Source organism: Plantactinospora sp. GCM10030261 (genome assembly GCF_042666615.1).
Classification (GTDB): Bacteria; Actinomycetota; Actinomycetes; order Mycobacteriales; family Micromonosporaceae; genus KBS50.
This window is the reverse complement of record NZ_JBHTDD010000006.1, coordinates 268091-275018: the sequence shown is the minus strand read 5'-3', so window position 1 is coordinate 275018 and position 6928 is coordinate 268091. Positions and strand designations below refer to the sequence as shown.

Sequence of the window (6928 nt, the reverse complement as noted above, 5' to 3'; positions counted from 1 at the left end):
CTGCCACCGCCACAGCCTGACCGCCACCACGCCGCCCGGCCGACAGGCCATACGGCGTGTCACCCAACACCATGAACGTTGGTGGTCACGGCACTAGCTGCGGGTGGCGGCGATCAGCCAGGCGGCTGCCTCGACCCAGACGCCGTCGGGGCGAAGCCGGGCGGTGTACGCCTCGGTCATCGTCGCCAGCACCCGTTCACCGAGCGCCTCGTCGTCGAGGTCCGCCAGCCGGGTCTGGAAGGCCGACGTGCTTCGTACGTGGTCCAGCACGTCCGGGACGTCGGAGCCGAACCGGGCCGGCGCGCGGAGGGATTCGACCCGGACGTCGGCGAAGCCGGCACCGGTGAGCAGATCGGTGACCCGTCGAGGATCGGCGAACAGGTCCGCGGCGGCCGGCACCGGCTGCTGCGCGTGGGCCCGAACCGCCACCAGCGGAATCGAGAACACCTCGTTGCGTGACTCGTCCTGCCAGCACAGGAAGGCCAACCGGCCGCCCGGCCGCAACGCCGAGCAGAACCCGCCGAAGGCGGCCGCCGGGTCGTCGAAGAACATCACGCCGAAACTGCTCAGCACCACGTCGTATGCACCCGGGGCCAGCGGGTGCGTCTGCGCGTCACCCTGCACGAAACGGACGTTGGCGACGGCAGCGTCCGCTGCCTGCTGGCGCGCCACCGCGAGCATCGGCCCGGACAGGTCCAGTCCCGTCGCGCTACCGCCAGGGCCGGCCAGCCGCGCCGCCGCGATCGTCGTGTCGCCGCAGCCGCAGCCCACGTCCAACACGCGGTCGCTGGGCGCGATGGCGGCGGTCCGCAGCAGGTGTGGGATCAGGCCCCGGCGCACCGCCGCGTGCCGTTCCCGCTGCGCGACCCACCGACGCCCGGTGTCACCGTTCCAGCGTCGTGCCTGTTCCGTGTTGGCCGTGATGCTCATCCGCCACTTCCTTTCCGGCGAGGAGTGACCGACCTGTGCGTTAGCCCGGCGGAGGCGTTCGGCTGCCTGCGTCCGCAGCGCATCGGCACCCGTCGGGGTTGCCACCGCACAGTGCGATCTCGCGGGCGGCCTCAAGGCGGTGCGGCATGGCCGTCGACGTACACGAGGAGTGATACCCAACCGCAACCGCGCCGACCGTTCCGAATTCGCCGACCAAGATCGGCTGCTCAGCCGTCACGGCTGGACGGAGGACGGCACCCCATTGAACTTTCCGCGCATACCCTAACCGGTTCCGAGCCCCTGGGCGGCCGCGGAGACCACGGCCGGCCAGGGATTCCCAGCCGGACAGCCCCATCACGGCTCGGTGGGACGAGCGAGCCGCCAGTAGTATGCGCGAATGGGTAGATTTCTTGCGCTGTTCAATGGCGTTGCCGATGAGGCTGACAAGGCCGGGCTCACCGAACGCCAGCAAACTGAGTTCATCCAGGCATGGGGGTCGTGGGCCCAGGCAAACGAGAAGGCTCTCGTCGACCCCGGCGCCCCATTGAACGCGAAGAAACTGGTCACGGCGCAAGGCGTGGAAGACTTCACCGACTCCCTGACGGGCTTCGCCATCGTGGAGGCGGACTCACACGACGAGGCAGTTCAGATCTTCTCTGACCACCCGCACCTGAGGCTGATCGCCGGAAACTCGATAGCCGTCCTCCAGTGCCCGCCTCCGCCTGTCTGACGTATCCGCCCGAGCCTCGCCGGATCACGCAGACCACAGGCAGGAGGGTCGCGACCACCGCGCCGGCCGTCGATTACCGCCGCGCATCGACCGCTGGCTCGTCGACGGACCGCGCGATGTCGGGTAGCAGGACGTGCAAATCGCCGAGTGCGGCGCACTCGGGGCCGACCCAGGCCGGGTCCGAGTCGGCGTGCTCGGTGGTGCGCACCACCGTCATACCGGCCGCCGCGGCACCGGCCAGCTCACCGTCGGCGCCGTCACCGACGAACACACAGCGGGCCGGGTCGGCGCCGAGCCGCTCGGCGGCGAGCCGGTAGATCACCGGATCCGGCTTGGCGAGCCCGACATCGCAGGAGAACACCGCCGCGTCGAACCGGCGGGCGAGCGCCGTCCCCGGCCACGCCGCCGAGGTCTCCGACGTGGCGTTGCTGACGAGGGCCAGCGGGTGCCCGTCGCCGCGCAGGGCGTCGAGCGCCCCCAGGGTCGCCGGGGAGACGGCCTCCAGCAGCCGCCGCGCCAGGGTCCGCCGAAGAGCCGCGGCCCGCGTCACCTGCTCGTCGGTTGGATCGCCGCCCACCCGGCGGGCGAGGACGCGCACCGTCCCCACCACGTCCCACCGGACCAGCCGCTCCCGCCAGCTCGCGTGGTACGCGTCGACGAACGTTGTCGGATCCACCCCGACGATCACGGCCATCTCCGCGACCACTCGGTCCCGCTCGTCGTCGGCACCGGGAACCAGGGTGTGGTACAGATCGAAGATCACCGGACGTGGCATGGCTGGCATGCTACCGACGGCGCGGGCGCAGTCGGCGTACCGTCAGGCCAGGGTGGCGTCGAGGGTGATCGTGGTGCCGGCGAGCGCCTTGCTGACGGGGCAGTTCACCTTCGCGGTCTCGGCGGCCGACTGGAAGTCCTCGGCGGAGATTCCCGGCACGGTGGCGCGGACCGTCAGGTGGATGCCGGTGATCCCGGTCCCCGGCTGGAACGTGACGTCGGCCTTCGTGTCGACGGTCTGCGGCGGCGTGCCGGCCTGCGACAGGCCGTGCGACAGCGCCATCGAGAAGCACGACGAGTGGGCCGCGGCGATCAGCTCCTCGGGGCTGGTCAACCCGTTCGAACTCTCCGCGCGGGCCCGCCACGTCACGTCGAACGAGCCCACTCCGGAGGAGTCGAGCGAAACGGCGCCCTTGCCGTCGGCCAGGCTGCCTTCCCAGTGCGCGTTAGCGGTACGAATGGTGGCCACGTCCTGCTCCCTTCGTCTCCGGAGGGGCATCATGATCCCCGCCCGGTATGCCTCCTGCAGGCTACGTCAGCCGCCCCGACAAAGCGCGGGCGGCGGGTTGCCGCCCCGACAAAGCGCGGGCGGCGGGTTGCCGCCCCGACAAAGCGCGGGCGGCAAGGCTGTCGCCCCGCCGCCCGCGCTCGCCAGAGGACTGGCTCAGCCGAGAGTGCCCAGATAGTCAGGGTTGGCCTTCAGCCACTCGTCGACGGCCTTCTCCTCGTCGCCCTTGTTCTTGTTGAACATCTCGTCTTCCAGGGAGGCGAGCTGGTCGTTGTTCATCTTGAACTTCTCCAGCTTGGCGGCGACCTCCGGGAAGTCCTCGCCGAAGCCCTCACGGCCCAGGCTGTGAATCTCCTCGGCCTGGCCGAGAGTGCCCTTGGGGTCGGCCAGGTCCTTCAGCTCGTACTTCGCGTACGCCCAGTGCGGGTGCCACAGGGTCACCACGATCGGCTTCTGGTCGGCGATCGCGCCGTCCAGCGCGGCCAGCATCGCCGGAGTGGAGGAGGTCTTGAGGTTCAGCTTGCCCTCCAGGCCGTACTGCGGGATGACCTGCTCCTGGGTGGCCTTGGTCAACCCGGCGCCCGGCTCGATGCCGATCATCTCGCCACCGAAGTCACCCGACTTGGCGGCCAGGTCCTCCAGCGATTCGATCCCCTGGACGTATGTCGGCACGGCGATGCTCAGGCTGGCGTCGTCGTACCAGACGCCGAGCTTCTCCAGCTTGTCGCCGTACTTGTCCATGTAGGACTTGTGCGTCTGCGGCAGCCATCCGTCGAGGAACAGATCCAGGTCACCGTTGGCCAGACCACCGAAGACGAGGCCGGCCTCGAGGTTCTTCAGTTCGACCTCGTAGCCGTCGTCCTCCAGGATCTTCTTCCACAGGTGCGAGGCGGCGACCGCCTCGTCCCACGCCATGTAGCCGATGGTGATCTTCTTGTCGTCACCACCGCCACTGCCGCTCGCCGTGCCGGAGTCGTCCCCGCAGGCGGTGGCGCCGAGCGCCAGTGCCGCGGTCATCGCGAGCGCGACCCCCCGGGTCAGTGCCTTCAACATGTGTTTCCTTCCTTACCTTCATCGAGCGCCGGCGCCCACGTTCGTCGAGCGGCCGGCGGGCCGGCGCGCGGCCGGGCACCAGTGGGACGTACGTCCCCCGGTCAGGGCTGGTAATGGTCAGTTGGCCTGCATGGCGCGCTGGGCGCGGGCCGCCGGGAAGCGGCCGCCGATGGAGTCGGTGAGGCGGTCGAGCACCACGGCCAGGATCACGACGGCGATGCCGCCCTCGAAGCCGGTGCCCACCTCGACCTGGGACAACGCATACATGATCACGTCGCCGAGGCCGCCGGAACCCACCATGCCGGCGATCACCACCATGGACAGCGCCAGCATGATCACCTGATTGACCCCGGTCATGATCGTCGGCAGCGCCAACGGAAGCTTCGTCCGCAGCAGGATCCGGCCAGGCGAGGCCCCGAACGCCTCGCCGGCCTGCACGATCTCCGGATCCACCTGGCGCAGGCCCAGCGCGGTCAGCCGGACCCCGGGCGGCATGCTGAACACCAGGGTGGCCAGCACTCCGGGCACCGTGCCGATGCCGAAGAAGAAGATCGCCGGGATCAGGTAGACGAACGCCGGCAGCGTCTGCATCAGGTCCAGCACGGGCCGGGCGACGGCCGCGGCGCGCCGGTTCTCGGCCACCAGGATGCCCAGCGGGATCGCCATCAGCAGCGACAACGCGCTGGCCACCAGGACCTGCGCCAGCGTGCTCATCGTCTCGTCCCAGTAGGGCATGCCGGCCACCAGGCCCAGGCCGACCGTCGCACTGAGCGCGAACTTCCAGGTGCGCAGCCACCAGCCGAGCCCGGCGATCACCAGCACCACGACGATCGCCGGTACGCCGGTGAGCATGTCGGTGAGCGGGTCCACGAGAGCGTCGACCACGGCCGCGACGGCGTCGAACACCGTGTCGAGCGAACTGGTCGCCCAGTCGACGACACCTTCGAGCCATTCGCCGAGCGGCACCCGGGGGAAGGGGTTGAGCGGTGAGACTGCCGTCCTCATGCCCGATCCCCTTCCGCGGTGGTGGTCTGTCGCTCAGGGGCGTCCGGCGCGGTCGGGGCCTGCGCGCCGTCGACCGACACGATCGTCGACGTGAGGACGTCGGGAGCCGTGGGGGAGTCGGCCGGTGGCGACGTCCCCGCGCCCGGGGGACGTTGGGCCGGCGTCTGCGGTTCGGCCGGCAACCGCGACTCGTCCACGGCTTGTTCCGCCGGGGGCGGCTGGCCAGGCCCGGCCTCATCCGCCGGTTCGTCGATCGAGTTCCGGGTGTCCTCGCCGATGTTGCCGAGCGCGGCCAGTAGCGTGATCCGCGGGATGACACCGGACAACCGGCCGGCGTCGTCCAGGACGGCGACCGGATACCGGCTCTCCGCGCAACTGGTGAACAGATCCGCCACCGGTGTGTCCCGGTCCACGGTCCGCACGTGCTCGGTGGAGACGTGCCCCTCCAGGCTCGCCTGGCCGGCCCGCAGTGCCCGGCCGACCTCGTCCTCCGTCACCGTGCCGAGGAACTTCTTCTGCGCACCGGTCACGTACACCACGGAGGTCTGCGTCTCCCGCAACGCCCGCGCGGCCAATCGCGGTCCGGCCGTCACGTCGAGGACGCTCTGCGGGCGTTCCATCACCGACGAGGCGGTGAGAATCCGGGTCCGGTCCACATCGGCCACGAACTGCGCCACGTAGTCGTTCGCCGGATCGGTGAGGATCTCCTCGGCGGTGCCGATCTGGACGATCCGGCCGTCGCGCATCATGGCGATCCGGTCACCCAACCGCATCGCCTCGTTGAGGTCGTGGGTGATGAAGACGATCGTCTTGCCGAGGTTCGACTGCAGTTCCAGTAGTTGGTCCTGGACCTCCCGGCGGATCAGTGGGTCGAGCGCCGAGAACGCCTCGTCCATCAGCATGATCTCGGTCCCGGCGGCCAGCGCGCGCGCCAGCCCGACCCGCTGCCGCATCCCGCCGGAAAGGTCCTGCGGGCGGCTGTCGGCCCACTCCTCCAGGCCCACCATGCGCAGCGCCTCCAGCGCGCGTTCCCGACGCTCGGCCTTGGGCAGGCCGGCGACCTCCAGGGCGTAGCCGGCGTTCTCCGCCACCGTCCGGTGTGGCATCAGCGCGAAGTGCTGGAAGACCATGCTGAGCTTCTCGCGTCGCAGCTTGCGCAGCGCCGCGGGCTTCAGCTTCGTCAGGTCCACACCTTCGATCTCCACGCTGCCGGAGGTCGGCGTGATCAGACCGTTGAGCATGCGCAGCAGCGTGGACTTACCGGACCCGGAGAGCCCCATGACCACGAAGATCTCGCCGCGCCTGACCTCGAAATTCGCGTCAATGACGGCAGCCGTCACCGGCAGGCCGGCCAGCGCCTCGGACCGGGGAGCCCCGTCCCGCAGACGCTCGACCGCCTGGTCACCGCGATTGCCAAAGACTTTGTACAGTGATTTGACCGCGAGGGCAGACACGGTCTCCCTTCCGACGAATTCACCGATGACGCGATGTCGTGGGATGCGATGTCGCGTGATTCGCCTTTGCGTATCGGTGGCCAAATAAGAGCTGGCCCATGCGACGCACAGGCCAGTCGAGGACCGTACCCGCTGGGATTCGCCGAGGCCAGCCGCTCAGATGTTTCCAGCGCACGGCTGTGGAATATCCCACAATCTGCCGCCCGATCTGTCATGCGACCGTCATATGGCGCGCGGGATCGTCATGAGCTTCACGCGATCGTCATATTTCTACTGGTCTGTGGTGCGTCGTCGCTGGGCTGCTCCCGACAAGCCGCAGGAGCGTCGCCGGAACTGCCAACGCGGCTTGATGGGCGGACGGCGGGCAGGAAAGATGAGCGTGAATAGCCTCGTGTTCCGGTCCGGTGGATGTGGATGGAATGCGTGCCGATGTGCGGTTGGCCGTTCGGTAAGCGCGGCCCGCAGGAAGCGGAG

Annotated in this window: 6 protein-coding genes and 1 pseudogene; 1 reads left to right on the top strand and 6 read right to left on the bottom strand. The window is 69.5% G+C overall.

Annotated elements, in window-relative coordinates:
• Nucleotides 1-93: 93 nt before the first annotated feature.
• The gene (locus tag ACFQUZ_RS10565; protein WP_377440694.1) at nt 94-930 is read right to left on the bottom strand and encodes a class I SAM-dependent methyltransferase; all 837 of its coding nucleotides are present in this window, start codon (nt 928-930) and stop codon (nt 94-96) included.
• A 397-nt stretch (nt 931-1327) separates the two neighbouring features.
• Here ACFQUZ_RS10565 and ACFQUZ_RS10560 point away from each other — a divergent pair, with 397 nt between their 5' ends.
• Entirely contained in the window at nt 1328-1660 is a 333-nt protein-coding gene (locus ACFQUZ_RS10560; RefSeq protein WP_377440693.1) for a hypothetical protein, read from the top strand.
• A gap of 73 nt (nt 1661-1733) precedes the next feature.
• On the opposite strand, the gene ACFQUZ_RS10555 is transcribed toward ACFQUZ_RS10560, so the two are convergent.
• From ACFQUZ_RS10555 to ACFQUZ_RS10535, 5 genes and pseudogenes are all read right to left on the bottom strand, one after another.
• Entirely contained in the window at nt 1734-2435 is a 702-nt protein-coding gene (locus tag ACFQUZ_RS10555; protein WP_377440691.1) for an HAD family hydrolase, read from the bottom strand.
• A 42-nt stretch (nt 2436-2477) separates the two neighbouring features.
• Entirely contained in the window at nt 2478-2903 is a 426-nt protein-coding gene (locus ACFQUZ_RS10550; protein WP_377440689.1) for an OsmC family protein, read from the bottom strand.
• A 195-nt stretch (nt 2904-3098) separates the two neighbouring features.
• Nucleotides 3099-3995 carry a glycine betaine ABC transporter substrate-binding protein gene (locus tag ACFQUZ_RS10545; protein ID WP_377440687.1) on the bottom strand — a complete coding sequence of 299 codons (897 nt, stop codon included), beginning with the start codon at nt 3993-3995 and terminating at the stop codon, nt 3099-3101.
• 117 nt (nt 3996-4112) lie between these two features.
• Nucleotides 4113-5000 carry an ABC transporter permease gene (locus ACFQUZ_RS10540; protein WP_377440685.1) on the bottom strand — a complete coding sequence of 296 codons (888 nt, stop codon included), beginning with the start codon at nt 4998-5000 and terminating at the stop codon, nt 4113-4115.
• A 271-nt stretch (nt 5001-5271) separates the two neighbouring features.
• A pseudogene (locus ACFQUZ_RS10535) lies at nt 5272-6454 on the bottom strand (glycine betaine/L-proline ABC transporter ATP-binding protein); the annotation flags it as partial.
• Nucleotides 6455-6928 lie beyond the last annotated feature (474 nt).

Excerpts from the sequence above, each read along its gene's own strand:
- ACFQUZ_RS10555 (WP_377440691.1), bottom strand. The coding sequence starts at position 2,435 with ATGCCACGTCCGGTGATCTTCGATCTGTACCACACCCTGGTTCCCGGT.
- ACFQUZ_RS10540 (WP_377440685.1), bottom strand. The coding sequence starts at position 5,000 with ATGAGGACGGCAGTCTCACCGCTCAACCCCTTCCCCCGGGTGCCGCTC.
- ACFQUZ_RS10545 (WP_377440687.1), bottom strand. The coding sequence starts at position 3,995 with ATGTTGAAGGCACTGACCCGGGGGGTCGCGCTCGCGATGACCGCGGCA.
- ACFQUZ_RS10565 (WP_377440694.1), bottom strand. The coding sequence starts at position 930 with ATGAGCATCACGGCCAACACGGAACAGGCACGACGCTGGAACGGTGAC.
- ACFQUZ_RS10560 (WP_377440693.1), top strand. The coding sequence starts at position 1,328 with ATGGGTAGATTTCTTGCGCTGTTCAATGGCGTTGCCGATGAGGCTGAC.